We start from the raw sequence: 26,911 nt of genomic DNA, 5'->3' as shown, positions 1-26,911 counted from the left end.
AGGTATCGGGCGCGGGACGCCTAAAACTATTTTCTGGAACATTAATTCATGATGGACAAGCAGAAGACACGAGGAGTGTCCAAGGCGGCTGGTGCCGGACTCTTTGGCCGAGGAGCATTGAAAACGTTGACGGTTTCAATCGCACTTGCGTTTGGCATCGTGCCGGCTCAGGCGTTGGCGCAGGAAGCGCCTGTGCAGATCAGCATTCCTGCGCAATCGCTAGGCAATGCTTTGATTCAGTTGGGCGAGCAAGCCTCGCTGCAGATCTTCTACTTGCCCGAGACTGTGAGTGGGTTGAATGCGCCAGCGGTTGCTGGGAATCTGACCTCCGATCAAGCATTGCAGCGCTTGCTGGCCGGTACGGGGATTGAGGTCAAGCGGAATGGCAATACCGTTTCATTATCGAAGCCTGCTTCAGGCACCACAACTCAGTTGGCTCCCATTATGGTGCACGGAACGTTAGATCCGACATCGGAGGGCTCGGGCTCATATGCAGCTGAAGCTGTGACTATAGGAAAAAGTGTATTGACTCTAAAGGAGATTCCACAATCCGTCAGTGTCGTTACGCAACAGCAAATTCAGGATCAAGGCTTTACTTCTGTCACTGAGGCACTTCATCAAGCTCCGGGTGTCATCACAGGAGGGAGAGACAATGGCGAGATCGCCATAATTCGCGGATTCGGAAGCTCAAAACAATATGACGGCATGGTTCTCCAAGAAGGGTCCGACCGTATGGGTTTGCACCAGGACTTAGCTATGTTTGATCGTGTAGAGGTTCTGCGAGGGCCAGCTGGATTGCTAACAGGGAGCGGCTCGCTTGGTGGAACGATCAACTATGTTGCCAAGCGTCCACGTCATGAGCTTGGTATATCCGGAACGGTTTCAGCAGGATCTTGGAACCATTACCGCGGCGAACTGGACATAACAGGCCCCTTGAATAAGTCTGGCACATTAAGAGGGCGTGCCGTAATGGCCCTACAGGATGAGGACAAATTCTATGATGTTGACCATAGCAGGCATGAGTTTTTCTACGGAATATTAGAGTACGACTTAACGCCTAAGACAACGGTGGGCCTTGCCTTTGATTACATCCACCGAAAATACACCTCTAGCTTTTATGGCATCCCTCTATATTCTGATGGTAGCAAGCCACCACGTACTTCCTTTGCTGGAACAGAGACTCCCTCAAGTTATGAAAGCACTGGGATATCCGTAGACCTCAATCATCGTTTTGACAACGACTGGAACCTTAAAGCCGCCTATCGGCACAGAAAAGCTGACGGGGATACTTACGACTACTACGTGACTAGCAATGGAGTGGACCCTATAACAGGACTAGCAAATATTAATGCTCAAAACACAGTCGCATGGACGAAGTGGGAAAATTTTGATATCTCTGCATCTGGACCTATTGAACTACTTGGAAAAAAACATCACTTCACATTCGGCTACGATAGATCAACGCAGAATGTTGGACTGAAACGTGCTGGTCAAGCGGTAAGCAATTGGGATGTCTTTAATAATCACGATTTAAGAGAGTATTTTGATAAGCTAAATGCTAATAATGTCCCAACAGAAAATCAAAACGCCTATATTCAATCTGGGATATACGCCTCAGGACGCATTAAGCTAGCCGATCCATTAACTCTTGTCGTTGGTGGAAGATGGACAAGCTTTGAAAGTCGAAGCCGTACGGTACCGACGGCTCAAGAATGGAGTGTAAGCGAGGCAAAAGCAAGCCGTGAATTTACGCCGTACGGTGGGCTTATCTGGGATGTGAACGATCAACTATCGTTATACACAAGCTATACCGATACCTTTGTTCCCCAAAGCCAAGTCGACTATTCGGGCAAAACACTTGACCCCCGTGTGGGCTGGCAAGCAGAAGCTGGTGCTAAAGCAACCTTTTTTGATGGCCGCCTGAATGCATCGTTGGCTGTATTTCGGATTCGAGATACAAACCGAGCAATTCCCGATCCCGATCATGTTGGGTGCGGAGGAACCGCAACTGGGCGTTGCTATGTGGGGTCTGGTTTAATTCAAAGTGAGGGATGGGAAGCGGAAATTAGCGGAAGCCCGGTTCCAGGTTGGGATATAGCGGCAAGCTATACATATACCCGTGCCAAGTATTTGAGAGATTCAAATCCAGAAAATGATGGCACTCGCTACAACACTTTCTACACACCGGTCCATCTTTTTAAGTTGTGGTCTCAGTATCGGTTCGGAAGGGATGATATGGGCGGGGCGCTACAAGGATGGACCGTTGGAGCCGGGGTATACGCACAAAGCGGCGTTTATGGATCACGCACTCTCACTGAGGCCCGGCAGAGCGGCTACGCCACCGTTGATTTCAAACTCGGCTACAAAATTAATAAAAATTGGGATGCCAATTTATATGTAGAGAATGTATTTGATCGTGAATACTTAAGCACACTTAGCAATAGCTTGATGTTCAATAATTTCTATGGGCGGCCACGAAGTGCAATGCTTTCATTACGTGGAACTTTTTAGCCAGGATGACAAGCAAGTGCCAGAATTTCGATCAAGGAGGCGGTTCTTATCACAGATTGGATGCGCGGCTATATTTCCTTTCGCAGCTATTGCAGGAAAACCCGCTGCAAATGGGGGGGAAATTATTGCGCTCAACTCTGCGATCGCACAGAGCCTATTGGCGCTCGGAATTACGAGATTTGGTATGCCAGGCGTAGCCACTTATGCCAACACAATTATCGAGCCCGCGCTTCCTTCATCTGTATTTGATATTGGCTCAAGCACCGAGCCAAATTTGGAACTATTGGCGGCTTCTCGCCCAAGCATGATCTTGTATTCCCCCGGGAGCGGACCTGAGCCTAAACGTCTGCGAGAAATTGCTCCAATCGTCGCCGTTCCTTACTATCAACCTGGAATGGATCATCTTGATATTGCCAAGAACATGCTTCATTCCATTGCCCACATAACAGGCACCCAAACCGCAGAGGCAAGATATTTAGAACACTTGGAGTGGATTTTTGAACAGGCACGTAAGCGTACAACCTTATTCCAAGGTCGGCCTCTACTCGGCATCGATATGGCGTGGGCGAGGATATTTGCCGTTTGGGGTAAAGGAAGTCCGTTCGACGGTGTCCTGCGTGAACTCGGCCTCAGCAATGCGATTACGGATCGTGATAAGGCAATCGGATGGAAGTACATGTCGTTTCAGCAGCTATTGGCAATGGACGACGCATGGGGCATAAACATCGGACCACTATCGAAAAGAACGCTCAACAGTCCCATCTGGCCAATGCTGCCTTTTGTACGGAACAATAGGCTGATCAGCGTACCTCCTAGCAATCAATATATCGCAGGGCTACCCACTATCGAGCGCTTGGCTCGCACTCTCGGTGAGGCTCTGGAGGCTCAGTCGTGAGCCCGCCTCTTGCGTTGCCAATAGCGAGGATACGATTGCCTCGCTATTCATGGCCTGTGGTCGTTATTCTACTGAGCGCGTTAATTGCTCTGTGTTTGAGCCTCCGGTCCATTGTGTTGGAAATACCGCTCGCTCAATGGTTGGCAGCTCTGACCTTGTCTAATCCGCTTGATCTTCAACAGCTTGTGGTACGCGAAATACTGTTGCCCCGCATCGCTATTAGTATTCTAGCTGGTGCGGCCTTGGCGTTATCCGGTGTGATCTTCCAGCAGATGCTGCGCAATCCCTTGGCTGAAGCCACTACCCTTGGCGTGGCGTCTGGTGCTGGTTTGGCACTGAAGATTGGGATATTGTGGTTTCCCAATTTGGTGGATACTGCACAGGAAGGGTTGACGTTTACCGGCGCGGCGCTAGCACTAGGCCTTACCTTTTTCCTTGCGTGGCGGGATGCGGCCTCGCCATTAAGGCTCATCCTGGCTGGTTTGATCGTCAGCCTGTTTCTCGGCGTGGTCAGTTCTGTCCTTGCGTTGTTCTTTCATGAGCAATTGCGCGGCATGTTCCTCTGGAGTTCGGGCACCCTGCAGAACGTCGGATGGGATGCGTCCATCTATTTGGCGCCGCGTTTCGCTCTGTGTTTTGGGCTGGCTCTGTTATTGGTACGGCCATTTTCTTTGCTGGCGCTGGCTGATGAGAATGCAAGAAGCCTGGGTATTCCCCTGGCAGCCTTTCGGATTCTCGGCATGCTTTTGGCGGTGGCCTTAGCAGCCTTTGTCGTCAGCGCGGTGGGGATGATCGGTTTTTTGGGTATTGCTGCGCCAGCCTTGGTGCGGCTGGCTGGCGTGCGTACCTATCGCGCCCGTATGCTGGCGTCGATTGCGCTGGGCGGCGTATTGCTCTGGCTGGCCGACCAACTGACGCAGGTCAATCCATTCTTTCGCAACGAGCTGCCTACCGGCATTGTCACCGCTATCCTGGGCGGCCCGCTGATGCTATGGATGCTGCCTAAGTTGCGGGGTATGCAAGGCGCCTCGGGGAACGAGTTGGGAAAATCGGTGCGCCGCTTGGCGGCACCTTGGCTAGTCGTCACGGCCGCAGTGCCAGTGCTATGCCTTGCGGCGTGGGCTGCCTTGGCATTGGGTCAAAATCTGGCAGGATGGAACTGGAGTAGTGGCGCGCAGCTTGACGCGCTGTTACCGTGGCGATGGCCTCGTGTGACGGCGGCTTTAGCAGCTGGTGCCATGATGGCCATGTCGGGCACGTTGGTTCAGCGCATGACCGGTAACGCCATGGCCAGCCCCGAAATACTGGGCATCAGTTCGGGGGCGACCTTGGGCGTGGTGATGCTCTTCTTTTTTGAGCCGGTGCCCAACCATGCGCTCAAGATCGGTGTCGCGGGCCTGAGCGCATTCGTCACCCTGGTTGTCATGCTTTCTTTGGCGCGTCGTTCGGCCTACTCGCCCGAGCGCATGATTCTTACCGGAGTGGCGCTGGGCACGGTGCTGGGTGCTTTGCTGTCGCTAGCCATGATCAGCGGCGATCCTCGTCTGGGGACGTTGCTGGCGTGGATGGGCGGCTCCACCTACGCGATTGCGCCGGTTGATGCGTTGATCGCCTGTGGGCTTGCCGTGTTCTTGGGCTTGCTGATTCCTTTGACGGTCCGATGGCTGGACGTACTGCCATTGGGTGAGGTTACCGCACGGGCGCTCGGCGTGAGTCTGGCCGGCAGCCGCCTCGCCATACTCGTCATGACCGCCATCTTGACCGGCGGGGCCGTGCTGATCGTGGGCCCATTGAGTTTTGTCGGATTGATGGGACCGCACATCGCCCGCATGGCGGGCTTTCAGCGTGCATTGTCGCAATTGGTGGCGTCCGCGATGATTGGCGCTTTGATTATGGTCGTGGCCGATTGGCTGGGACGTAATCTGCTGTTTCCCTATCAGATTCCCGCAGGCATTTTGGCCACGCTCATCGGCGGGCCGTATTTTATGTGGCTGATGTGGCGGAAAACACCATGATGATCTCCGCTGCGCCGCTTGAGTCCGCCTTCGTCGGAAGACTAAGCCGCTTGGCTGGCGGCTTGGTAGTCGGCAATGCGGATGGCAATGCCGTGCGCTGCGACCACCTCATTCTGCCAAACGCTATTGCGAATAGGCTGCAGCGGTTGACTTTAGCGCTGCCCGATGCATCCCGCCAGTCGCTGGTGGTGCTGTGGGTGCGCTTGCATGTGGCCCGTCTGTTGGCTGCCGTGATGGTGCCTGCGCTGATCCTAGATCGGTGGATTCCCGTCGGGCTCGATCAGTGCCGAGCGATCTTCAGCGTGGAGACTGGGTATCCGCAAGCGATTCAGGTCATGGATACGGCTGCCGAGTTTACGACCGACGATCCGTTTGAGCGTTTCGCTTCACTGGTCTGGCAGCACTTGGCGCCTTTCATTGCCGCATTGGCGCTCCATGGCAGAACTTCCCCCAAACTGCTTTGGAGTAATGCGGGTTTTGAACTGTACTCGCTGGTGCGGCGTACTGTTCAGGAGGCGGAGAGCCTGGATCTGCCTGTTCATTGCGACGCCCAAGCCTTGTTTCGGCAACGCTTGTGGCCAGACGGTAGGCGGAATCCGCTATTTGAGCCATGGCATCCGGAGCCTGCTGCTGATGGCGGTCCGCGCCGGCGCAAAGCCTGTTGCCTCTACTACAAGCTCAAGCCGGACAACAAGCTGTGCGGCAATTGCCCCATCGGTATCAAGCAGGAGAAAGTCCAAGCATGACGCAAGCAACACAAGCCACAGGTCTGATCGCGGAAAGCCTGCGACTGATCCGGCCTTTCTGGCCCATTGCCGCGTTTGCAACGGCGATGGGTACCGTCAGCGGGCTGGCGACCGCCTGGCTGCTGGCCAACATCAACCAGTCGCTTTATGCCGATGGCGGCATCACGAGCGCGGCAATGTGGGCGTTCTTCGGCCTGGTGGTATTGACGCTGTCGGGCGAGATCATTTCCGACCTGGGCAACAGCTTCATCGGCCAGCAGATCATCGCGGGGCTGCGCACCGACCTGGTGGGCAAGATCGTGGCCGCGCCGCTGGAGCAGATCGAGCGCTACAAGGAGCACCGCCTGCTTTCAGCGCTAGGCCAGGACGTCGATACCATATCGTCTTTTACCTACAGCTTTTCTTCCTACGCGATCGCGTTTGCGGTGTGCCTGGGCTGCATGGCCTATCTGGTGTTTCTCTCACCGCTCCTGTTTGCCTTGGCGGCTGTGGCAATCGGGTTGGGCGTCTGGATCACTAGGCTCGCGCGCAATCGCGGGCGCGTCTATCAAAAGAAGGCCCGGGCGGAGCAGGATACGCTCTACAAGTTTTATCGCGCCATCATCGAAGGTGCCAAGGAGCTGCGCATCAACCGCCAGCGGCGCGAGCAAGTGCATGGACGTCACCTGGTAGGCACGATCGAACGTGTCCGCGATCTGCGTTTTTCGGCCTTTAGGATTTTCATGTCGGCCAATGCCCTGGATTCGGCGCTGTACTTTGCGCTGATCGGCGTGATTCTCGCCTGGCAAGGTGCGTTTGGCGTAGAGCGCACGGTAGTCTCGGGCTTTATCCTGGTGCTGCTGTATATGCGCGGGCCACTGAACCACGTGCTGGGCGCCTACGGCAGCTTCGTCAATGCGCAGATATCCTTTAGTCGCATCGCCAGGCTGTCGAAGGATTTTGCCAACTCGGAACGATATCAGGAACTGGATCTCGGCCGGAACTCCGCAGATGAAAAGGATGCGCAGCCGGCGCTTATTGAGGTAATTCAGCTTGAATCGCTGACCTACACTTTTCCCACGCAACAAGGCGTTGCGCCTTTCACGCTCGGCCCCCTCGATCTGACCATCCATGGCGGGGAGCTGCTTTTCATTGTCGGCGAGAACGGCTGCGGCAAGACCACGCTGATCAAGCTTATTCTGGGTCTGTATGAAGCCGGTTCGGGGACGCTCAAGTGTAATGGCGAGCTAGTCGAGGCCCATGACCGGGATACCTATCGTCAGCACTTCTCCGCCGTATTTTTTGATTATTTTCTATTCGACGAGCTTGCCTTGCCTGAAGGGGCTGCCCACGATAGGGCAGAGCGCCATATGCAGGCGCTGGAGATTGCGCACAAGGTCTCCATCGACAACGATGGCCGGTTCTCTACCATCGATTTGTCAGCTGGCCAGAGAAAGCGCCTGGCGCTGGTGCAGGTCTATCTGGAGGGACGTCCGATCATTGTCTTTGATGAATGGGCCGCTGAACAGGACCCGACGTTTCGGCGCATCTTCTATACCGAGGTGTTGCCGGACCTCAAGCGTCAGGGCAAGACCTTGATCGTGATATCGCACGATGACCGTTATTTCAATGTGGCCGACCGGGTGGTGTATATGAAGGCGGGCAAGATATCCCGGATCGTGGTCAATGAGCCGGAGGAACGCTCCCGCGATGCGCAATTTGCTCTGGGCACGGCTTCCGCGCAGGTGGCGCCATGAGGCAGGCTGCGGAACTTATCGCCTTTCCATCAACGGCACCTGTCGCGCAGAACGACCCGGAGGTTCGGCCCGCCTTCGAGTTGGAGCAGATTACTTTTGCCGCGGGCGAGCGCACTTTGCTGCATCCGCTGTCGCTGACGCTGTTCTCCAACCGGGTCATCGGCCTGATCGGGCACAATGGTTCGGGCAAATCTACGCTGGTGAAGATGCTGGCGCGCCAGCAGCCGCCCAGCAGCGGACGGATTCTATTTGAGGGCGTGGCGCTGCCCGAGTGGGGCAACCGGCCTTTCGCGCGCAAGCTTGCTTATCTGCCGCAATCGACGGCGCCGGCCTCGGCCATGCTGGTCAAGGAGCTGGTGGCCATGGGCCGCTATCCCTGGCATGGGCCTTTGGGGCGTTTTGGCGTCACGGACCGGCGCAAGGTGGACGAGGCAATGGCGCTGACCAATACCGATGTGTTTGCCGATCGCCTGGTGGAGACGCTGTCGGGTGGCGAGCGCCAGCGTGTTTGGCTGGCCATGCTGGTGGCGCAGGACGCCGAGTATCTGCTGCTGGACGAGCCGATCTCGGCGCTGGACGTGGCACACCAGATCGAAGTGCTGTCGCTGGTGCGCAAACTCTCGCGGGACAAGGGCCTGGGCGTGGTGGTCGTGCTGCACGATGTGAACATGGCCGCCCGCTACTGCGACGATATCATTGCGCTGCACAGCGGTCGGCTGATCGCGCGCGGCACGCCCGATCAAATACTTACCAAGGCTTGTTTACAGGATATTTACGGTATCGCGATGGAGGTGGTCAGGCATCCGGTGTCCGGGCATCCGGTCGCATTGCCCGGGTAGGTAGAAGCGATACCGCACAAAGATGGAGGGGGCGTTTGCGTATCCGGAACCTTCGTTATTTTGTTGTGCTGGCCGAAGAACGGAATTTCCATAGGGCGGCGTCGCGCCTGCATATTGAGCAGTCGCCGTTGTCGCGTGCGATCAAGACGCTGGAGGATGATTTGGGTGCGCGCCTGTTCGAACGCACCCAGCGCGGCAGCTGCTTGACCGAGGCGGGCCAGGCGCTCCTTGGCGAAGCGCAGCGTGTCCTGGCCGCTTACGATCTGGCTCGCCGCAGTGTGGCTGAGGCGGTGCGGGACTATCAGTATCGCGTGCGCCTGGGACTGTCGGGCATGACGGCGGGGTTGGCGCACCCGAAGCTGGCGCGGCTGCTCGGTAACTATCGCCGGACGTCGCCCGAGGTGGACCTGATCGTATGTGAGTACGACTATGGGGCCATGCTGCGGGATCTGCGCGATGGCTTGCTTGATGTGGGGGTGACGTTGGGCGGGATACACGCCGACGACCTGGTGATTCGCCGGTTATGGGAGGACCCGATCATGGCGGCGGTATCCCACAGTCACGTGCTGGCTGCGCGCCGTGTGGTGTCGCTTGACGAGGTGCAGACTTACCCTTTAGTAGTGTGCCATCCGCGCAGTGATGCGGCATGCAGCGCGCAACTGCGCGCGCTGGTTCAGCAGAGCGATCCTGCCCCGGTAATCGGTCATTACGCCATAAGCATTTCCGGCATGCTGACGCTGGTGGCGGCCAATTTCGGCGTGGGCTTTATCGCGCGCTCGCAAGCGCGGATGATTCTTCGTGATGATGTCCGCTTCCTGGAGCTTGCCGATGCGCGGGCGGTATTCGCCACGTCGGCGATACGTCGGCCCGGTGCGGCGCGCGAACCCGTGGCGCGCTTGCTCGATCAAGCTCGGCTTTTGCGCGATGCGACCTATGAATAAGCAGGCTGGAAGCGCATTGCGGTCTCATGTGATGCGGGTTTTGTCTTTGACTTGCCATGCGTTGGTCACCAAGATGGTCTGTGAACGCGTTCGTCCTTGATGTCCTCAAGCCCGCGTGTGGACACTGCTCTTGCGCGGCAGAGGGCTTTGGCTGACTACGCGGGACTGCGCTCTTGTGGGTTTTGATTTCGGCGCTGGGAGACCAGACTGATGACGTGTTCAGACGGCACGCGCCCAGGCGCGCTGCCGGCACGACTTCGGGAAGGAGGCCAGGGTGGCTGATAAGGTGCGGGCGCATACGGGTGTGCTGATCGGGCAGGTGGCGGTGGTCTGCTCGGTGGCCGTTCTGTGCGTCTGGGGCGGCACGCAGTGGACGGCTGCTACGCTCGGCTTTTCGCCTCGCCTTGGGGCACCGTGGATGATGTGGGGCGATACCCCCATCTACAGGCCCTGGCAGCTTTTCGTTTGGTGGTACGTGTACGAGGCTTATGCGCCGCAGGTGTTCATGCGCGGCGGTGCGATTGCCTCGATGGGCGGCGTGCTATCGGCAGGGGTGGCCGTCGGCCTGTCGGTGCATCGGGCGCGCCAGGCCAAGCGGGTCACGACTTATGGCTCGGCGCGCTGGGCGAGTTTCAAGGAAGTCCAGCGGGCGGGACTGCTGCGTTCGGCAGGCGTGTTCCTTGGCCGGCTCGAGCGCAAGCGCAGGGGATACTACCTGCGCCACGACGGACCGGAGCATGTCATGGCGTTTGCGCCGACGCGATCGGGCAAAGGCGTGGGCTTGGTGGTGCCGACCTTGCTCGCCTGGCCGGGCTCGACCGTCGTGCACGACATCAAGGGTGAAAATTGGCAGCTTACCGCCGGCTGGCGCGCGCGGTTTTCGCACTGCCTGCTGTTCAATCCCACCGATCCGCGCTCGGCGGCCAATAATCCATTGCTGGAAGTGCGCCGCGGCGCGCACGAGGTGCGCGATGTGCAAAACATCGCCGACATCCTGGTGGACCCGGAAGGCGCGCTCGAGCGGCGCAACCATTGGGAAAAGACCAGCCACGCGCTACTGGTCGGGGCGATCCTGCATGTGCTCTATGCCGGGCCGGACAAGACCTTGCGCGGGGTGGCCGGCTTTCTGTCCGATCCGGCCCGGCCGTTCGAGACGACCTTGCGCGCCATGATGGCCACCCGGCATCTGGACGACGGGCCGCATCCGGTGGTGGCTTCTGCCGCGCGCGAGGTGCTGAACAAATCCGAGAACGAGCGCTCGGGCGTGCTGTCCACCGCCATGTCGTTTCTCGGGCTATACCGCGACCCGACCGTGGCCGCCGTCACCTCGCGCTGCGACTGGCGCATTGCCGATCTGATCGACGCCGAACACCCCGTTTCGCTTTACCTGGTCGTGCCGCCCTCGGACATCAGCCGCACCAAACCCTTGATCCGGTTGCTGCTTAACCAGATAGGCAGGCGCTTGACCGAATCGCTGGACGGTTCGGACGGTATCGCCCGGCGTCACAAGCTGCTCTTGATGCTCGATGAGTTTCCGGCGCTGGGCCGCCTGGATTTCTTTGAATCGACGCTCGCCTTCATGGCCGGTTACGGCTTGCGGGCCTTTCTTATTGCGCAGTCCTTGAATCAGATCGAGAAGGCCTATGGGCCGAACAACTCGATTCTGGACAATTGCCATGTGCGTGTGGCGTTCGCTTCGAACGACGAGCGCACCGCCAAGCGGATCTCCGACGCGCTGGGCACGAGCACGGAGCTGCGCGCCCAGCGCAACTACGCTGGGCATCGCCTGGCGCCCTGGCTTGGCCATCTGATGGTCTCGCGCCAGGAGACGGCTCGCGCGCTGCGCACGCCGGGCGAGATCATGCAGCTGCCGCCCGACGAGGAGATCGTCATGGTGTCCGGCCAGCCGCCCATCCAGGCCAGGAAGCTGCGCTACTACGAGGATGCGCACTTTGCCCGGCGGGTGCTGGCGCCGCCCGTGTTGGACTCGGCGGGTTATGCCGACCGGCCCGCCATGCGCGATGAGGATTGGACGGCGCTGGCGCCACTGCCTGCACCGGACGTGTATGCGGACGATGCCGGACTGGAGGAGGATGGCGGCTTGCAGGTTCGGCCGGAATTGGAGGGCGATGCTGCCGTGTCATTGGCGGCAATGCCCGATGACCTGGACGTGCTCGACGACGAGGATGACACGCCGCTGCCGTGCGAGCCCGACCGGCGGTTGCAGCGCGCGGCGCGCCTGGCCTCGCTTGACCCGGACGATGGGATCGCACTATGAGCCGCACGCGCTTGAACCTTTTTATCCAGCCCGACCATGCCCGGCGCCTAGACGATCTGTCCGCCCAGCGCGGCGTGTCCAAGTCGTCCATCGTGGCCGCCGCCTTGGCTTCTTTTCTGTCGCCGGACGCGGGCGACCAGCGCGAGGCGGCCTTCGCTCGGCGCCTGGACCGGCTCTCGCGCCAGTTCGACAAGCTGGAGCGCGACCAGAACATCCTGATTGAGACGGTTTCACTCTATATCCGCTACTTTCTGACCGTCTCGCCCGCTGTGCCGGGCGAGCATCAGGACGCCGCGCGCGCCCAGGGCAAGCTGCGCTTTACGCAATTCATCGACCAGTTGGCCCGGCGCCTTCAGCGCGGGCGCAGCCTGGTGCGGGAGGTGCACGAAGAGATTTACCCCGATCGGCAGGCGCTTTTCGGCATGGCCGATCCGCCCGTTCAAGAGACGAGCCAGGCGCAGGCCGATTGTGCCGAACCAACGGGAGACGAGGCATGACCACGACGAATCCAGATGCCGATGACGTGGCGCGATCGCGCAGCGTGCAGATGCTGCGCACGGCGATGGGGCCGGCCATTGCCGCCGCCCTGGACGATCCCCAGGTGATCGAAATCATGGTGAACCCGGACGGCAGGCTGTGGCTCGACCGGCTGGGCAGCGGTCGGGAGTTTTCAGGGTTGACGATCACAGCGGCGGACGCCGAGCGCATCGTGCGCCTGGTGGCCGCCAGCGTGCGCCAGGAAGCCCATCATGCGCTGCCGCTGCTGTCGGCCGAACTGCCGGGAAATGGTGAGCGCTTCGAGGGCGTACTGCCGCCCGTGGTGTATGCGCCGGCGTTTTGCATCCGCAAGCATGCGGCGGCTATTTTCTCGCTGGATGACTATGTGGCCGATGGCATTTTGCAGGCCGGCCAGGCGCGGTTTCTGCGCCGGGCGGTGGCCGAGCGGTGGAACATCCTGATCGCGGGCGGCACGAGTTCGGGCAAGACCACCTTTGCCAATGCATTGTTGAGCGAGATTGCCAAAGGCGGGGACCGGGTGCTGATCCTGGAGGACACGGTGGAGCTGCAATGCCTGAATGACGACCATGTGCAGTTGCGCACCAAGCCCGGCGCCGCCTCCATGGCCGATTTGGTGCGCTCGACGCTGCGCCAGCGCCCGGACCGCATCATCGTGGGCGAGGTGCGCGGCGCCGAGGCTCTGGACCTGCTCAAGGCTTGGGGAACTGGCCACCCGGGCGGCATCGCCACGCTGCATGCCAATTCCGCCTACGGCGCCTTGATGCGCCTGGAGCAGCTCACGTTGGAGGCGGCCAGCGTGCCGCCGCGCGTCCTGATTGCCGAAACCGTCAATGTCATCGTCTTTCTGGCTGGCCGAGGCCATACCCGCCGGGTCAAGGAGATCGTGCGCGTTGTCGGTTTGGAGGCAGACCGCTACCGGCTGGAGCCGGCCGACACAACGACGGGAGAGACCGTATGAAAGCGCCAAGAATGAATGAGCCATCGAATTATGCGCAGGCATTGGCTTTTCTGCGCCGGTGCGGCGGGCTGTTTGTATTGGCCTTGCTGACCGCGCAGGTGCAGGCGGCGGGCTCCAGCATGCCGTGGGAGGCGCCGCTGGAGTCGATTCTGGAGTCCGTGCAGGGGCCGGTGGCGCGCATCGTGGCTGTCATCATCATTATCATCACGGGGCTGACGCTGGCATTTGGCGATACCTCGGGGGGCTTTCGCAGGCTGATCCAGATCGTGTTCGGCTTGAGCATCGCCTTTGCCGCCTCGTCGTTTTTCCTGTCGTTTTTCTCGTTCTCCGGCGGAGCCTTGGTATGACGGCCGCACCCGACGGGTTCGAGGCGCCGCTGCATCGCTCACTCACCGAGCCGATTCTGCTGGGCGGTGCGCCGCGCACGGTGGCGATCGCGAGCGGGACGCTGGCCGCCGCCATCGGCCTGGGACTGCAGCTTTGGCTGCCCGGCGTGGTTTGCGCGCTGGTGGGCCACGCGCTGGCGGTGTGGGGCGCTCGCCTGGACGTGCAGTTCATGCCCGTGTTCGCCCGGCACGTCAAGCATCCCGCGCTCTTGGATGCCTAGGAGCGGCGTCATGATGAACCTGGCCGAATACCGCAAGCGACCCGCCCAACTGGCGGACCGGCTGCCCTGGGCGGGCTTGGTCGCGCCAGGCGTCGTGCTCAATAAGGATGGCAGCTTTCAGCGCACGGCGCGGTTTCGCGGGCCGGACCTGGACAGCGCGACCGACGCCGAGCTGGTGGCGGTGACGGCCCGGCTCAATAATGCGCTCAAGCGCTTCGGCTCGGGCTGGGGCTTGTTTGTCGAAGCGGGTCGCCGCGAGGCGGCCGGCTACCCCGTATCGCGTTTTCCCGATGGCGTGTCCTGGCTGATCGACGAGGAGCGTCGGGCCGGGTTCGAGCAGGCGGGCTCGCATTTCGAAAGCGACTACCACGCGACCGTGGTGTGGCTGCCGCCGCAGGAATCGCGGGCGCACGCGGCCAAGCTGCTGTACGAGAATCAAACCCGCAAGGGCGTGGACTGGCGCGAGCGCCTGCAGGGTTTCATCGTTGAGACGCAGCGGTTCTTGGATTTGCTCGATGGCGTCATGCCAGAAATTGCCTGGCTGGATGACGCCGCCACGCTGACCTATCTGCACGCGGCGGTGTCCACCCGCCGCCATCCGGTGGCGGTGCCCGAGGCGCCGTTTCATCTGGACAGCCTGCTGGCCGATGCGCCACTGGTCGGCGGCCTGGCGCCCAGGTTGGGGCAGTGCCATGTGCGGGTGCTGTCGGTGCGCGGGTTTCCGGCCTCGACCTGGCCGGGCCTGCTCGACGACCTGAACCGGCTGGGGTTTGCCTATCGCTGGACAACCCGGTATCTGTTCCTAGACAAAGGCGAAGCGCAGGCCGAGTTGACGCGGCTGCGCCGCCAATGGTTCGCCAAGCGCAAGAGTGTCGTGGCGATGCTGCGCGAAACGCTCTCCCAGCAGGAAAGTCCACTGGTGGACACCGACGCGGACAACAAGGCGGTTGACGCCGACGCCGCCTTGCAGGCGCTGGGCTCGGATGACGTGGCCTATGGCTACTTGACCGCGACAGTCGTGGTGATGGATGCGGAGGCTGCCGTGGCGGATGAAAAGCTGCGCCTGGCCGAGCGCGCCATCCAGGGCCGGGGATTTGTGACCATGCCCGAGACTTTAAACGCGGTGGACGCGTGGCTGTCCTCGGTGCCGGGCCATTGCTACGCGAATGTGCGCCAGTTCCTCGTATCCACGCTGAACCTGGCGCACCTCACGCCTGTGTCGGCCGTCTGGGCCGGGCAGGAGAAGAACCATCATCTGGATGCACCGCCGCTCATCCTGACGCGCACCGACGGCGCGACGCCCTTCAGACTAGTCACGCATATCGGCGACGTGGGCCATACGCTGGTGGTCGGCCCCACGGGTTCGGGCAAGTCGGTGCTGCTGGCCATGCTCGCGCTGCAGTTCCGGCGCTATGCGGATTCGCGGATTTACGTCTTTGAGATGGGCCGTTCGCTGCGGGCCTCGATCCTGGGCTTGGGCGGTGAGTATTACGACCTGGGTACGGACGGCGACATGGCGTTCCAGCCTCTGGCGCGCATAGACCAGCCCGGCTACCGCAGTTGGGCGTCCGAATGGATCGAGGGCCGGCTCGCGCACGAAGGCGTCGCGGTCGGGCCGGACGAGAAGGCCGCGATCTGGTCGGCCCTGGGAAGCCTTGCCAGCGCGCCCGTGGGCCAGCGCACGATGACGGGCCTGTCGGCGCTCTTGCAATCGAACCGGCTGCGCCAGGCGCTGGCGCCCTATGTATTGGGCGGTGCGCACGGCCGCCTGCTCGATGCCGACCAGGACCGCTTGGGTGAGGCCGCTGTCCAGGGCTTTGAAATGGAGGAGCTGATGGCGAGCCGCGCGGCGGCGACCGCGGTGCTGCGCTACCTATTTGCCCGGCTGGAGGAACGGTTCGACGGCGCGCCCACGCTGCTGATTCTGGATGAGGCCTGGCTGTTCCTGGACGATCCGGTGTTTGCCGCCCGCATCCGCGAGTGGCTCAAGACCTTGCGCAAGAAGAACGTCTCGGTGGTGTTTGCCACGCAGTCCCTGGCCGATATCCGCGATTCGAGCATTGCGCCGGCCATCGTCGAAAGCTGCGCCAGCCGCATTTTTCTGTCCAACCCACAGGCGCTCGAGCCGCAAATCCGCTCGATCTACGAGGGCTTTGGACTGAACGCCCGGCAGATCCAGCTGGTGGCGCGCGCCACGCCCAAGCCCGACTACTACTACCAGTCGCGGCTGGGCAACCGCGTCTTCGATCTGGATTTGGGGCCTGCAGCGCTGGCCTTTGCCGGCGCCGCCACGCCGCGGGACCAGCGCGCCATCGACGGGATGCTGGCCGAGGCCGGGCGCGAGGGGTTTGCCGCCGGCTGGCTGCGCCATTGCGGCCTGGACTGGGCGGCCGACATGGTTGAAGAATTTGTTCCGCAGCCTGCGGCATTGTCATTGCTTCATTCTCAGGAGGATGTGTCATGAAACGCTTGTTATTCCTGATGGTGCTGGGGGCGGCCTTGTTGAGCTCAACCCCCGCGTCCGCCCTGACGGTGTTCGATCCGTCCAACTACTCGCAGAATGTCATGACGGCGGCGCGCACGCTCGAGCAGATCAACAACCAGATACTGCAGCTTCAAAACCAGGCCAGGATGCTCACGAACCAGGCCTTGAACATGGCAGGGCTGGACTTTAACGCGATCGGGCGGCTGCGCACGGCGCTGGCCTCGACCAATCGGCTGATGGAGCAGGCGCGCGGACTCACATTCGACGTGGCGCGCGCCGATGCCGAGTTCGCGCGGCTCTATCCCGAACAGTACAGCGCGACGGTCAGCGGCGACGCGATGGCGGTGGACGCCCGCGCGCGCTGGCGCCAGTCGCTCGATGCGCTGCGCACCACAACGGCGGTTCAGTCGCAGGCTGTGCAAAACTTGGCCGACGATGAAGGCGTGCTTGCCGACCTGGTGGCGCAAAGCCAGTCGGCCGTGGGCGCCATGCAGGCCGCGCAGGCCACGAACCAGTTGCTGGCCTTGCAGGCCAAGCAATCGATTCAGCAGCAGCAATTGCAGATCGCCCAGGATCGGGCCATCGCGCTGGACCGCGCCCGGCTGGCGGCCGAAACCGCGCGCGCCCAGGAAGTGCGCCGGCGCTTCTTTCACGACAGGGCGACCTATACCCCGCAGCCCGTGCGGTTCTATCAGTAAGGAGATCGATATGAGCAATCGTTGGTTGATGGCGGCGTTGTTTGGCCTGGTGCTGGCTGGCTGCGGCAGGGAGTCGGAGCCGCCCGCCGCGTCGAACACGCCGGCCGTGGCCGAGGAGGCGGCGGCGATGAAGGACGCCCAGGAAAGGCGCGAGCGCTTTGTGGGCGACGGCAAGGCCAAGTACACGCCGCAAGAGGTCGGGGGCTTCTGAGCATGAACGACCTGGCCGTCATCGACCGCTTCACAGAGGTGTTCGCCCGCTACATCGACAGCGGCTTTGGACTCCTGGGCGGCGAAGTCGGTTTTCTGACAGCCACGCTGGTCGTCATCGATATGACGCTGGCGGGCCTGTTCTGGGCGATGGGCGGGCATGAAGACATTCTGGGCAAGCTCCTCAAGAAAACGCTTTACGTCGGCGCCTTTGCCTACATCATCGGCAACTTCAACGCGCTGGCCGGCATCATCTTCCGCTCGTTCGCGGGCTTGGGCCTGGTCGCCTCGGGCTCCACGATCACGTCGGCGCAACTGCTTCAGCCGGGCCGGCTCGCGCAGGTCGGTGTGGACACGGCCGCGCCGCTGCTGGCCGAGGTTGGCCGGCTGTCGGGCTTTACGGCGATCTTTGCCAATTTCGAGACCATCGTGGTGATGCTGCTGGCTTGGGTGATCGTGGTCCTGAGCTTTTTCGTGCTGGCGGTGCAGCTTTTCATCACGCTCATCGAATTCAAGCTGACCACCTTGGCCGGCTTTATTCTCGTGCCGTTCGCGCTTTGGAACAAGACCGCGTTTCTGGCCGAAAAAGTGCTGGGCAATGTGGTGGCCGCCGGGATCAAGGTCTTGGTGCTGGCCGTCATCGTGGGGATCGGCACGCTCGTCTTCAATGATTTCAGAACGGGTATCAGCCCCGAGCCAACGCTGGACGAGGCGGTGGCCGTGGTGCTCGCCTCACTGGCCATGTTGGGCTTGGGTATCTTCGGTCCGGGCATTGCGACCGGGCTGGTGTCTGGCGCCCCGCAATTGGGCGCGGGAGCGGCGGCCGGCACGGCGCTGGGGGTGGCCGGGGCCGCTACGGCCGGCGTGGCAGTGGCGGGCATGGCCGGACGGGCAGGTGCGGCAGGGCTGCGCGCGGGCGCGTCGATGGCCGGTGGCGCGCGCCAGGCCTATACGCAGGCAGCCAGCGCATCCGGCCAATCCGGCTTGAAAGCCGCATCCGCCGGGTTGGGTGGTGCGGCCCGCGCCGGTGTGTCCGCCGCAGGTGACACGCTGCGGGCGCGACTGGGGACCGCAGCCGGGGCGGGCGGTACGGCTGCAGCAAAGACAGGTGCCGCCTTGCCGGCCACTGATTCCAAGGGGCAGCCACAATGGGCTAAGCAGGCGCAGAGTCGGCAGCGGGCGATGCACGGCGCCGCGTTGGGCGCGCATGCGTTGCGTGCGGGCGACGCCGGCGGTGGCGGCAGTCCCAGCCCCAGCTTGCGCGACGATTCGGACTGACAGGAGGCAGGATGCGATTTAGGCGACCTTCGGTGAAGTATTCGGCTACGCCCGAACCCGTGACGCCCTACCAGAAGGCGGCGCAGGTCTGGGACGAACGGCTGGGCAGCGCCCGCGTTCAGGCCAGGAACTGGCGGATGATGGCCTTTGGCTGCCTGCTGCTGTCCATTGGCTTGGCCGGCGCTTATGTCTGGCGCGCCACCCAGTCCTTGGTTACACCCTTTGTGATCGAGGTGGAGCATCTTGGGAAAGTGAGGGCGGTGGGCAAAGCGGCCACGCCGTATCAGCCCACCGACGCGCAGACGGCGTATCACCTGGCCCGCTTCATCGGCAATGTGCGCACCATTTCCCTGGACCCCTTGGTGGTGCGCCAGAACTGGCTCGATGCGTACGACTACACCACGGATCGGGGCGCGGCATTCCTGAACGACTACGCACGGGCCAACGATCCTTTTACAAAGATCGGCAAGCAGACCGTGACGGTGGAGGTGTCGAGCATCGTGCGCGCCAGCGACCGTTCGTTTCAGGCCCAGTGGACCGAGCGCCGCTACGTCAATGGTTCGCTGGCTGAGACTGAACAGTGGACCGCGATCCTGACCGTGGCGCTGCAGCCGCCGAACACGGAGGCCAAGCTGCGCACCAATCCGCTGGGCATCTACGTCGACGGCATCAACTGGAGCCGGCAACTTTCGGGAGGCAATCGGCCATGAGTATCCTCAAAGCGTTTCCGTTGTTGATGGTGATTTTGGCGGGCTGCGCCTCGCGCGGCACGCCGCCGCCCGTAATCGCGCTCGACGATCCGCCGGGGGTGGCCGAAGCCATTCCCGTGGAGCCCGCCAAGCCGGTGGAAGTGGTGGCCGTGCCCAAACCCTTGCCGCTGCCGGGCCAGCTCAAGGCCATCGAAGACAGCAAGGCCAAGCCCGAGCCGGCCAATCCCGCCCAGCGCATCGCCCAAGCCAACCGTGAAGCGCGCATGGCGCCCAGCCGCGACGGCTTCATCAACGCCATCCAGGTCTGGCCCTACTCGCAGGGTGCGCTGTATCAGGTCTACGCAAGCCCCGGCAGGGTCACGCTGGTCCTGCTGCAGCCCGGTGAAAAGCTGATCGATATTTCGGCCGGCGACACGGTGCGCTGGATTGTGGGGGATTCGACCAGCGGCAGCGACAAAGGGATGCGGGCCAATATCCAGATCAAGCCCGTGCGCGCCGGCCTGAAAACCAATCTAGTCGTGACGACCAACAAGCGCATCTATCTGCTGGAGCTGACTTCCACCGATTCGGCATGGATGGCCTCGGTGTCGTGGGATTATCCGCAGGACCGTTTGGCGGAACTGAAGGCCCAGGCCGAGCAGGCGCGAACCGTAACGCCTTTGGCCTCGGGTGTGTCGCTGGATCAATTGCGGTTTCGCTATGCCATCACTGGGGATGCCGCTCCCTGGCGGCCGCTGCGGGCGTTTGATGATGGCAGCAAGGTGTATATCCAGTTTCCGGCTGGCATCGCGCAGGGCGATTTGCCGCCGCTCTTTCTGATAGGACCGAAAGGAGAGCTGCAGCTGGTCAATCACCGCTACCAAGCGCCGTACTACATCGTGGACCGGCTTTTTGGCGCGGTCGAACTGCGCCTGGGCGGTGATGGTGCGCAAGTTGTGCGCATCAGCCGCAACGACGTGAAGGCTGTGCGAGGCGGGTCATGATAGGCGAGCGTACTGACGATGCGAGCGACGTACCGCCCAAGGCGCCGCCCGAGTCCATGGAGTTGCGCGCCGCCGCGCCTTCTGTTACGCGGCTAAACCGGCGCACCCTGGCGGTGCTGGCAGGTTCGGTCGCCGCCGTTGTGCTGGGCGCGACCATGTGGTCATTGCAGCCCCATAAGCGGGCCTCCGGTCCCGCCGAAGAACTCTATAACGTCGATCGCATATCCCGAGCCGAAGGGTTGGCATCCCTGCCGCGCGACTACAGCCAGGTGGTGAAGCCTCCCGCAGATCCCGTTCCGGCTCCCGTCCTGGGCGATCCGCTGCCAGGCGATCTGGGCAGGCCGATGCTGCGTGCTGAGCGCGAGGCTAGCCTGCAGCCGCACGGCGGACCGGATGCGGCGGAAGTCGAACGGCAGGCCCGCCTAAAGGAGGCGCAGGATGCGGCCCGCGCGCCGCTCTTCTATAAATCCGGCCCGCGCGCCGATGCACAAGCCAGTGCATCGGCGCCAGCCTCCGGGATGTTTGGTATGAGGATGGCAGGCGTGCCAGGTGAATCCGAACGCGTCGATCCGGTGCAGACACAGAACATGCAGGACAACAAGGCAGCATTTGCGAACCAGAGTGCGGCCGCGACGCAAAGCCTGCATGGCCTGCAGGCGCCCCGTGCCCCCGACACGCTGATGGCCGGCACCATTATTCCGGGCGCGCTCGTGACCGGCATCAAGTCCGATTTGCCAGGCGACATCATCGCCACGGTGACCGAACCCGTTTATGACAGCGCGACCGGCCGGCATGTCCTGATTCCGCAGGGATCGCGCTTGATGGGACGCTACAACAGCCAGGTGGCCTACGGGCAAAGCCGGGTACAGGCCGTGTGGGATCGTATTATTTTGCCCGACACATCATCAGTGGCATTGGATAACCTGGCCGCCGCCGACCCGACCGGATACGCCGGGCTGGAGGACCAGGTGGACTGGCATTGGGATCGCATTCTGGCGGGCGCGGCGCTGACCACTTTGCTAGGCGTGGGCGCCGAGTTGGCCGCGCCGGAAAATCGCAGCGATGGCGATCGCATCATTATTGCGGGCCGCGACAGTCTGCAAGATAACGTGAATCAGGCAGGGCAGGAGATGACCCGGCGCAGCATGAATATTCAGCCGACGCTGACGGCTCGGCCTGGCCTGCCGGTGCGGGTGATCGTCAATCGGGATATCGCGCTGCGGCCGTACCGCCCGCTTTTTATCAACAGGTGATGCCATGGTGACGAAATTACGTTTAGGCCCGTTGCCCAGACAACGAATCGTGAAGATGACGATCAGTCTGCCGGTGTCGCTTAATGAAGAGCTGGATCGGTATGCCGCTGCGCATAGCCAGTTGTATGGGGAGAAGGTCGATGCAGTGACGCTCGTCCCGTACATGCTGGAACGGTTTATAACGACGGACCGGGGGTTTAGGAGAGCGCGAGCTTGATTGTATTTTCTTAGATGCCATGCGCGTTACATACTGGTTTGCACTGACGAATTGGACGATTTGCCGACGAATTGAGCCGGCTACAAAAGTGGATGCGGGACGGTTGCCAGCCCTTGCCGAAGAAGACCGACTCCCATGAAGCCTATCGCTGTGCCGCCCACCAGGCCCAGAACTTCAAAAACAATGCCCGTGTGACGCGAAGAGATGCGGCCACGCTGAAAAAAGCGCATTGCTACATGCCGAAATGACACGGCAAGGGTGGCCAGCAGGCTGACGGTTGCCGCCGTGCCGAGCGACATGGCCAGCACAGCGGCAATGCCGACCCAGCGCAAGCCGAGCGAATAGGCGACTAGCAGAATAAGGATGGCCCCCGTGCAGGGCCGCATCCCGATCGCCAGGATGATCGGCAGTGCGGTCCGCCAGCTCAGCGGTTGATTCAGATGCTGGCCCGTCAATTGATGCGGGCCGCCGCAATCGGCACAATACGGCTGTAATCTGCCGCTGTTTGAAAACAGGGAACCCGAACTGCGTTTCGGTTCACGCCACCTGCGATAGAGTCCTTTTGCGCTGCGAAGGGCCAGCACCGCGCCCAGCAGCGCAACCAGAGCGAAACTGGCGTTCTCCAACTGCCCGGCGGCGCCCTGGGTGCGTCGCAGCGAATAACCCAGCAGGTTTGCCACCACTTCGACAAGAACCACCGCCACCAGACCCTGGACGATGGCTGACGATATTGACAAGAACAGACCGCGCCGAAGCCGCGTTCTGCTTGTGCCCAGATAGGTTGTAATCACCGCTTTGCCGTGACCAGGCCCAGCGGCATGGAAGATGCCATAGAGCAGGCTAATGCCGATGAGCGGCCACGTCGCTGTCCAACCGTGATCGGCCACCAAGCGCATGGTGGAAGCCAGTTTCTGGTGCAACTCGGCCTGCGTTTTCATGATCCAGATCAGAAGCTGGCTCCATACTGCGTAGCGACTGAACAGCGCCCACATGCCGACTAGCAATGCGCCCGCGAACGTGTATCCGGCCAGCATGCGCACAGACGGTCTGCGCGTCATTTGCATTGGATATCCACCTTTTCCGCGAACAGATCGCCCAGGCCTTCTTCGGGCGTTGCACCGCGATCGAGCGCGAATGCGCGCGCAATGTTCTCAGGAGTGGGATTGGGCGGTTTTACGTGCGCCCGGCAAGCATGGCTTTTTTTGCTTCTGATGGTGGGCGGGTCCTGCGCACGATGTGTCATCTGAATGAAATAAGTGGGGTCGTATACGGAGAAACTGACCTCATCACGCATGGGACTCACAGGCTCGGCCAAAGGGGCGGTAAAAGACAACTGCAACTGCTGGCCCTTCATTTCGCTTTTGAATTGGGTGACGGTGTTCAATTTGATTGGACGGGCATTGGCGGTGATGCGCATGAAATAGCCATACGGACCCAGGTTCTCGATGACCTCGGCGGCAAAATCGCTCACCACCGCTTTTTTCTCGGGGCTGTCCTCCTTCAGACCTTCGAGTATGGCCGCACTGTACAAGTCATCGAACAGCCATTCTTCCTCAATGGCTGAAATCGACCCCTGGTCTGACATGACGATCGTGCTGCGCACGTCGATCCACGCATGCGGATGGGCATACAAGCTAAACGGTGCAAGTGCTAACGTCAGCGCCGCGAGTGTTCTATTCACGTTTTCTGGGCCTTACAACTGGCCTGAGCTGCACTTCGCTCAAGCGATTGGGCGTCTTCTGGGTTGCCGTCTCAGTGTTTTTCGAGGAGATGCCTGGTCTGAGCGGCGGGGCTTTATCGCCCCAACACCGCATCCCGGATCGTGCTGACATTATGGCGCATCATGTCGATATAGGTGGAAGCGGGTCCATCAGCGGGTGACAGGGCGTCGGAATAAAGCTTGCCGCCAATTTTCATACCTGTTTCGGTGGCAATTTGCTGGATCAGCCGAGGATTGCTGACATTTTCAAGAAAGATGGCGGATGCCTCTTGCTTCTTGATCTGCTGTATCAATGCGGCAACGCCTGCCGCGGAAGCCTCCGACCCGGTGCTAAGGCCTTGTGGCGCCAGAAACTGAAGACCGTATGCACGCCCCAGATAGCCGAAGGCGTCGTGGGAGGTGATGACCGTCCGCTGGCTGGCTGGAATCTGAGCCACCGCGGCCTTAAGCTCCGTTTCCAGCGCCTGAAGCTTTTCATCATAGGATTTGGCATTGGCCTGGTAGCTGGGGCAACCCGCTGCATCGGCCGCGCAAAAAGCCTTGGCGATGTTGGTCACGTATACCTGCGCATTGCGCACAGACTGCCACGCATGCGGATCATATTCGCCATGGTGATGATGGTGGGCATGTTCCTTTGCATGGCCGTGATCGTGTGAGTCGGTGTGTTCCTGCGCATGATCATGGTCATGATCGTGGTCTTCATGGTTGTCGTGCTCGTGCTCGTCTTCGGCGTTGCGCAGCAGCTCGACGTCTCGGGTAAGCGTGACTATCGGCGCCGTACTGTTGGAAGCCTGGACGAGGCGGTCAAGAAAGCCTTCAAAATGCAAGCCATTGGCCAGCACCACGTCGGCCTGGCCCACGGCGACGGCGTCGGCCGGCTTGGGCTCATAGGAGTGAGCGTCGCCGTTTGGGCCGACCAGAGTGGTCAGCGCGATCCGCTCACCACCCACGTTCCTGGCGAAATCGCTGACGATGGAAAACGTGGAGACGACGTGCAGTTCGTGGGCGTTGGCCTGCGGCCATGCCAGTAACGCCAGTGCGGCGATACCGGACATGAAGATGAGTTTTCCAGATTTGAACATGATGTGCCTTCCATTCTATGTTGTGGAAATGATTAATTGTTATGTTATAACATATCATTTTTTATTAATGAATGAGAGGCCCTTACATGGAACCGCAAGCCGTTAAGCTGCGTCGGAACATCCGTATCGAGAGGCGGGTAGGGGCGCTAGCCGCCGCACTATGCGCTGTTTTTGGGGCGCAGGCGGCCGAGACAGGCACGAAGGTGACGGGTGGCGGCCAAGCTGCTGCGCCCCAATCAAACGTCGCAGCAAGCACCCAAGCTCAGCCGGTGGAATTGAACCCCATCGTGGTCACGGCGACTCGCAATGCCCAGCGCCGCGACGAGGTCGCGTCTTCGATGGAGGTCGTCGAGGGCGACGTCCTGGAAGAGACCGTTGGCAACACCTTCCTGGATCAGCTCAAGAAAAATGCCAGTGTGGATGTCATTCAATATCCGAACGGCCTGGCTGGCGTCGGCTTGCGTGGCATGCGGCCGAACTTCGAGTTCACCATCAATCCGCGCACCTTGATCTTGATAGACGGGCGACCTTCGGGCTCGACCAGCTTCACCACGCTTTCGCCCGAAAGCATCGAGCGCGTCGAAGTGCTCAAAGGGCCGGCCTCGTCCCTGTATGGCGCGTCGGCCATGGGCGGCGTGGTCAACATCATCACACGGCGCTCCACCGGCCCCATCGGTGGCAGCGTCAGCCTGGGCTATGGCTCATTCGATACCCGCCAGGCCGATGTGGCGCTGGGCGGCTCCTTGTCCGACAGAACGGATTTTGATCTGGCTGTTGGCTATGTGAACCAGCATGACGACTTTCGCACCGGTGGCGGCGACACGCGGCCCAACAGCGATTTTCGCCGTGTGTCCGGCAAGGCGCGGCTGGGCAGCGACCTGACCGATATGGTGAGGGTGGACGTTACCCTGGACTGGGCGGACCTGGACAACAATGCGCCTGGCCCGCTCAGCTACGATCCGCCCAACGCATCGGCCAATGAAACCAGCCGTTTCGGGGGCGACGTCAGGTTCATGCTGACGCCGCAGGATCATGAGATCACGGCGGTGGCCTACGCTTCACGGGAGACCTACAACTACATCACTGTGCCCGCACAGGCGCCGCGCTATCGTTCCAGCCGCACCGAGTCGAGCTATGCGGGCCTGCAGCTGCAGGACGTCTGGAGCCTGAATGACCGGATGACGTTGACCTATGGCGTGGATTGGCAGCGCGTCGAGGCCGATCGTTTTTCCTTCAATGAGGCGGGCGAGAGTCGGGCGCCTTACAGCCCGAACGAGCGGCGCGACAGCCGGGGGGTTTTTGCCGAATGGGGCAGCAAGTGGCTGGACGACCGCCTGATCTTCACCTTGGGCGGCAGGGTGGATTGGATCGACGCCAGCACGCTTGTCACACCCTACAAGGACACCTTCACCCCGGGCTCCTCCAGCTTCACCAGCTTCAACCCGCGCGGCGGCGTGGTCTACAAGCTGACGGACAATTGGCGCGTGCACGGTTCGGCCGGCACGGCCTTCGCGCCGCCGCAAGGCAGTGAGCTGGCGGGCGAGAACGTAGAGTATGCGGGTATCCAGCGGCGCCTTAGCATCGGCAATGCGGGCCTGAACCCCGAGCGCAGCAAAAGCTGGGATCTGGGCGTGGGCTATGCCGACGGCTACCTGGACGCGGATCTGACCTATTTCCAGGCGAGCATCAGCGACCGCATCCGCTCGGTCATTGTCAGCGAATCGCCAACGGAGCGCATCAGCAGCTACGAGAACGCCGACGATTCGCGTATGCGCGGCATCGAGGCCAGGCTGGCGCTGGACGCCGGGCGGCTGTTCGGTCTGCAGGCCGGCCGGGTTGGCCTGTCCACCAGCCTTACGCGACTGATACAAGCCGAGGATTTCGACGCCAGCGGTCCGGTGCCGATACGCAACGTGGCCAAGTGGAAAGGTAATGTGTCACTGACGGTCAGTGATGGCCAGGCATGGTGGGCGACGCTGACGGCGCGCCATGTGGATGCGCGCTACGACAATGACAACAGCCAGGGCCGAATCTATACCGGCGGCCAGGGCGGGCTGTTCAAGAACGAGCCCTTTACGGTAGTGGATTTCAGCGCCCGCTGGAAGCTTACGCGCAAGGACACGCTGCGCTTTGACGTCTCCAATCTGTTCGATCGCGACTACTACGAGAAGGCGGACTACACCATGCCGGGCCGCGCCTTCTACCTGCGATACACAAGGACTCTGTAATC

General features: G+C 61.2%; 24 protein-coding genes. 21 read left to right on the top strand and 3 right to left on the bottom strand.

The window, feature by feature from the left end; all coding sequences use genetic code 11:
• Positions 1-48 precede the first annotated feature (48 nt).
• The 20 genes from C7440_RS08050 to C7440_RS07955 all read left to right on the top strand — a co-directional run bounded on the left by C7440_RS08050 (position 49) and on the right by C7440_RS07955 (position 21,879).
• Positions 49-2,511, top strand: a complete 2,463-nt coding sequence (locus tag C7440_RS08050; RefSeq protein WP_116518112.1) for a TonB-dependent siderophore receptor — start codon at positions 49-51, stop codon at positions 2,509-2,511.
• Complete coding sequence (locus C7440_RS08045; RefSeq protein ID WP_165832499.1) at positions 2,498-3,406, top strand: ABC transporter substrate-binding protein; 909 nt, start codon at positions 2,498-2,500, stop codon at positions 3,404-3,406. Before C7440_RS08050 ends, C7440_RS08045 begins: the two co-directional genes overlap by 14 nt.
• Complete coding sequence (fhuB, locus tag C7440_RS08040) at positions 3,403-5,421, top strand: Fe(3+)-hydroxamate ABC transporter permease FhuB (RefSeq protein WP_341476773.1); 2,019 nt, start codon at positions 3,403-3,405, stop codon at positions 5,419-5,421. The genes C7440_RS08045 and fhuB overlap by 4 nt, the downstream gene beginning before the upstream one ends.
• Positions 5,418-6,167: a siderophore-iron reductase FhuF gene (gene fhuF / locus C7440_RS08035; RefSeq protein WP_116518110.1), complete on the top strand. Its 750-nt coding sequence runs from the start codon at positions 5,418-5,420 to the stop codon at positions 6,165-6,167. Before fhuB ends, fhuF begins: the two co-directional genes overlap by 4 nt.
• Positions 6,164-7,903 (top strand): cyclic peptide export ABC transporter, encoded by a 1,740-nt coding sequence (locus C7440_RS08030; protein ID WP_116518109.1) that lies wholly within the window; start codon positions 6,164-6,166, stop codon positions 7,901-7,903. Before fhuF ends, C7440_RS08030 begins: the two co-directional genes overlap by 4 nt.
• The gene (locus C7440_RS08025) at positions 7,900-8,742 is read left to right on the top strand and encodes an ATP-binding cassette domain-containing protein (RefSeq protein WP_116518108.1); all 843 of its coding nucleotides are present in this window, start codon (positions 7,900-7,902) and stop codon (positions 8,740-8,742) included. The genes C7440_RS08030 and C7440_RS08025 overlap by 4 nt, the downstream gene beginning before the upstream one ends.
• A 35-nt stretch (positions 8,743-8,777) precedes the next feature.
• Positions 8,778-9,683: a LysR family transcriptional regulator gene (locus tag C7440_RS08020; protein ID WP_165832498.1), complete on the top strand. Its 906-nt coding sequence runs from the start codon at positions 8,778-8,780 to the stop codon at positions 9,681-9,683.
• A 274-nt stretch (positions 9,684-9,957) separates the two neighbouring features.
• A complete protein-coding gene (locus C7440_RS08015) occupies positions 9,958-11,961 on the top strand; it encodes a conjugal transfer protein TraG (RefSeq protein WP_116518106.1) in 2,004 nt (667 codons plus the stop codon).
• Positions 11,958-12,458 (top strand): CopG family transcriptional regulator, encoded by a 501-nt coding sequence (locus C7440_RS08010; protein WP_116518105.1) that lies wholly within the window; start codon positions 11,958-11,960, stop codon positions 12,456-12,458. The genes C7440_RS08015 and C7440_RS08010 overlap by 4 nt, the downstream gene beginning before the upstream one ends.
• Positions 12,455-13,438, top strand: a complete 984-nt coding sequence (gene trbB, locus C7440_RS08005) for a P-type conjugative transfer ATPase TrbB (RefSeq protein WP_243410868.1) — start codon at positions 12,455-12,457, stop codon at positions 13,436-13,438. The genes C7440_RS08010 and trbB overlap by 4 nt, the downstream gene beginning before the upstream one ends.
• Positions 13,439-13,449: 11 nt before the next feature.
• The gene (locus tag C7440_RS08000; RefSeq protein WP_207775387.1) at positions 13,450-13,785 is read left to right on the top strand and encodes a TrbC/VirB2 family type IV secretion system protein; all 336 of its coding nucleotides are present in this window, start codon (positions 13,450-13,452) and stop codon (positions 13,783-13,785) included.
• Complete coding sequence (locus C7440_RS07995) at positions 13,782-14,045, top strand: VirB3 family type IV secretion system protein (protein WP_116518103.1); 264 nt, start codon at positions 13,782-13,784, stop codon at positions 14,043-14,045. Before C7440_RS08000 ends, C7440_RS07995 begins: the two co-directional genes overlap by 4 nt.
• Positions 14,046-14,055: 10 nt before the next feature.
• A complete protein-coding gene (gene trbE / locus C7440_RS07990) occupies positions 14,056-16,509 on the top strand; it encodes a conjugal transfer protein TrbE (protein WP_116518102.1) in 2,454 nt (817 codons plus the stop codon).
• Positions 16,506-17,228, top strand: a complete 723-nt coding sequence (gene trbJ, locus C7440_RS07985) for a P-type conjugative transfer protein TrbJ (RefSeq protein WP_116518101.1) — start codon at positions 16,506-16,508, stop codon at positions 17,226-17,228. The genes trbE and trbJ overlap by 4 nt, the downstream gene beginning before the upstream one ends.
• Before the next feature lie 10 nt (positions 17,229-17,238).
• Positions 17,239-17,439 carry a hypothetical protein gene (locus C7440_RS07980; protein WP_116518100.1) on the top strand — a complete coding sequence of 67 codons (201 nt, stop codon included), beginning with the start codon at positions 17,239-17,241 and terminating at the stop codon, positions 17,437-17,439.
• A gap of 2 nt (positions 17,440-17,441) precedes the next feature.
• Positions 17,442-18,716, top strand: coding sequence for a P-type conjugative transfer protein TrbL (gene trbL, locus C7440_RS07975; RefSeq protein ID WP_116518099.1), 1,275 nt, complete (start codon positions 17,442-17,444; stop codon positions 18,714-18,716).
• An 11-nt stretch (positions 18,717-18,727) separates the two neighbouring features.
• Positions 18,728-19,426 (top strand): conjugal transfer protein TrbF, encoded by a 699-nt coding sequence (trbF, locus tag C7440_RS07970; RefSeq protein ID WP_116518098.1) that lies wholly within the window; start codon positions 18,728-18,730, stop codon positions 19,424-19,426.
• Positions 19,423-20,409: a P-type conjugative transfer protein TrbG gene (gene trbG, locus C7440_RS07965; RefSeq protein ID WP_116518097.1), complete on the top strand. Its 987-nt coding sequence runs from the start codon at positions 19,423-19,425 to the stop codon at positions 20,407-20,409. The genes trbF and trbG overlap by 4 nt, the downstream gene beginning before the upstream one ends.
• Entirely contained in the window at positions 20,406-21,662 is a 1,257-nt protein-coding gene (locus tag C7440_RS07960) for a TraB/TrbI/VirB10 family type IV secretion system protein (protein WP_116518096.1), read from the top strand. Before trbG ends, C7440_RS07960 begins: the two co-directional genes overlap by 4 nt.
• A gap of 4 nt (positions 21,663-21,666) precedes the next feature.
• On the top strand, positions 21,667-21,879 hold the full coding sequence (locus C7440_RS07955; protein ID WP_116518095.1) for a DUF2274 domain-containing protein: 213 nt from the start codon (positions 21,667-21,669) through the stop codon (positions 21,877-21,879).
• Positions 21,880-21,959: 80 nt separating this feature from the next.
• Here C7440_RS07955 and C7440_RS07950 read toward each other — a convergent pair whose 3' ends face one another.
• From C7440_RS07950 to C7440_RS07940, 3 genes are all read right to left on the bottom strand, one after another.
• Positions 21,960-22,943 (bottom strand): nickel/cobalt transporter, encoded by a 984-nt coding sequence (locus C7440_RS07950; protein ID WP_116518094.1) that lies wholly within the window; start codon positions 22,941-22,943, stop codon positions 21,960-21,962.
• The gene (locus C7440_RS07945) at positions 22,934-23,560 is read right to left on the bottom strand and encodes a DUF1007 family protein (RefSeq protein ID WP_116518093.1); all 627 of its coding nucleotides are present in this window, start codon (positions 23,558-23,560) and stop codon (positions 22,934-22,936) included. Before C7440_RS07945 ends, C7440_RS07950 begins: the two co-directional genes overlap by 10 nt.
• 113 nt (positions 23,561-23,673) lie before the next feature.
• Complete coding sequence (locus C7440_RS07940; protein ID WP_116518092.1) at positions 23,674-24,681, bottom strand: metal ABC transporter solute-binding protein, Zn/Mn family; 1,008 nt, start codon at positions 24,679-24,681, stop codon at positions 23,674-23,676.
• A 269-nt stretch (positions 24,682-24,950) separates the two neighbouring features.
• On the opposite strand from C7440_RS07940, the gene C7440_RS07935 reads away from it, so the two are divergent.
• Positions 24,951-26,909, top strand: coding sequence for a TonB-dependent receptor (locus tag C7440_RS07935; protein ID WP_207775386.1), 1,959 nt, complete (start codon positions 24,951-24,953; stop codon positions 26,907-26,909).
• Positions 26,910-26,911 lie beyond the last annotated feature (2 nt).

Source organism: Pusillimonas noertemannii (genome assembly GCF_003096595.1).
GTDB classification, from domain to species: domain Bacteria; phylum Pseudomonadota; class Gammaproteobacteria; order Burkholderiales; family Burkholderiaceae_B; genus Pusillimonas; species Pusillimonas noertemannii.
This window is presented reverse-complemented; position numbering and strand designations above follow the sequence as displayed.

What these genes read in the sequence shown, in the direction of transcription:
- C7440_RS08030 (WP_116518109.1), top strand. Translation starts at nt 6,164, where the DNA reads ATGACGCAAGCAACACAAGCCACAGGTCTGATCGCGGAAAGCCTGCGA.
- trbG (WP_116518097.1), top strand. Translation starts at nt 19,423, where the DNA reads ATGAGTATCCTCAAAGCGTTTCCGTTGTTGATGGTGATTTTGGCGGGC.
- C7440_RS07950 (WP_116518094.1), bottom strand. Translation starts at nt 22,943, where the DNA reads ATGCAAATGACGCGCAGACCGTCTGTGCGCATGCTGGCCGGATACACG.
- C7440_RS08050 (WP_116518112.1), top strand. Translation starts at nt 49, where the DNA reads ATGATGGACAAGCAGAAGACACGAGGAGTGTCCAAGGCGGCTGGTGCC.
- C7440_RS07960 (WP_116518096.1), top strand. Translation starts at nt 20,406, where the DNA reads ATGATAGGCGAGCGTACTGACGATGCGAGCGACGTACCGCCCAAGGCG.
- C7440_RS07940 (WP_116518092.1), bottom strand. Translation starts at nt 24,681, where the DNA reads ATGTTCAAATCTGGAAAACTCATCTTCATGTCCGGTATCGCCGCACTG.
- C7440_RS07995 (WP_116518103.1), top strand. Translation starts at nt 13,782, where the DNA reads ATGACGGCCGCACCCGACGGGTTCGAGGCGCCGCTGCATCGCTCACTC.
- C7440_RS08010 (WP_116518105.1), top strand. Translation starts at nt 11,958, where the DNA reads ATGAGCCGCACGCGCTTGAACCTTTTTATCCAGCCCGACCATGCCCGG.
- trbJ (WP_116518101.1), top strand. Translation starts at nt 16,506, where the DNA reads ATGAAACGCTTGTTATTCCTGATGGTGCTGGGGGCGGCCTTGTTGAGC.
- fhuF (WP_116518110.1), top strand. Translation starts at nt 5,418, where the DNA reads ATGATGATCTCCGCTGCGCCGCTTGAGTCCGCCTTCGTCGGAAGACTA.
- trbB (WP_243410868.1), top strand. Translation starts at nt 12,455, where the DNA reads ATGACCACGACGAATCCAGATGCCGATGACGTGGCGCGATCGCGCAGC.
- trbE (WP_116518102.1), top strand. Translation starts at nt 14,056, where the DNA reads ATGATGAACCTGGCCGAATACCGCAAGCGACCCGCCCAACTGGCGGAC.
- C7440_RS08000 (WP_207775387.1), top strand. Translation starts at nt 13,450, where the DNA reads ATGAATGAGCCATCGAATTATGCGCAGGCATTGGCTTTTCTGCGCCGG.
- trbL (WP_116518099.1), top strand. Translation starts at nt 17,442, where the DNA reads ATGAACGACCTGGCCGTCATCGACCGCTTCACAGAGGTGTTCGCCCGC.
- C7440_RS07980 (WP_116518100.1), top strand. Translation starts at nt 17,239, where the DNA reads ATGAGCAATCGTTGGTTGATGGCGGCGTTGTTTGGCCTGGTGCTGGCT.
- C7440_RS08025 (WP_116518108.1), top strand. Translation starts at nt 7,900, where the DNA reads ATGAGGCAGGCTGCGGAACTTATCGCCTTTCCATCAACGGCACCTGTC.
- C7440_RS07955 (WP_116518095.1), top strand. Translation starts at nt 21,667, where the DNA reads ATGGTGACGAAATTACGTTTAGGCCCGTTGCCCAGACAACGAATCGTG.
- trbF (WP_116518098.1), top strand. Translation starts at nt 18,728, where the DNA reads ATGCGATTTAGGCGACCTTCGGTGAAGTATTCGGCTACGCCCGAACCC.